This is a genomic window from Luteitalea sp. (genome assembly GCA_009377605.1).
GTDB lineage: Bacteria > Acidobacteriota > Vicinamibacteria > Vicinamibacterales > Vicinamibacteraceae > WHTT01.
Genome location: WHTT01000342.1, coordinates 1 through 546 on the forward strand (window position 1 = coordinate 1; position 546 = coordinate 546).

Consider the following 546-nt stretch of genomic DNA (forward strand, 5'->3'; position numbering starts at 1 on the left):
GCCCGCTGGCAGGCGGGTGCCGGAGGATGACGCATGACGAACGATAGCAGGAAGCACCAGGCAGCGAAAGAGAACACGGGCCCCGAGCTGTTGGAGGCGATGATTCGGCAACGGGTGCGGGAGACGATCGAAGCGGTGGTGGAGGAAGAGCTGACCGAGGCGCTGGGTGCGGCGCGGTCGGCGCGCGTCGACGGCGTGCGCCGCGGGTATCGGCACGGTACCCGGGAGCGGACCCTGACCACCGGCGTCGGGCCGACGGCGATTCAGATACCGCGCGCCCGGGTGGTGGACGCCACGGGAAGGCGCGCGGAGTGGCGGAGTCAGGTGATCCCGCGGTATCAGCGGCGCACGGTGCGGGTCGATGAAGCGATTCTGGGCGTCTATCTGAGCGGCGCGAATTCCCGGCGGATCCGCGGGGCGCTGGCGCCGCTGCTGCAGGGCGGGCCGCTGTCGAAGGACGCGGTCTCGCGATTGGTCGGCCGGCTGAAGACGGACTTTGAGCAGTGGCGGGCGCGCGACCTGGCGGACGTGGCCATCCGCTATGTC

The 546-nt window shown here is 70.9% G+C and carries 1 protein-coding gene; it reads left to right on the forward strand.

The window, feature by feature from the left end; all coding sequences use genetic code 11:
• Window positions 1-33: 33 nt before the first annotated feature.
• A partial coding sequence (locus GEV06_29215) for a hypothetical protein (GenBank protein MPZ21917.1) occupies window positions 34-546 on the forward strand: 513 nt, incomplete at its 3' end.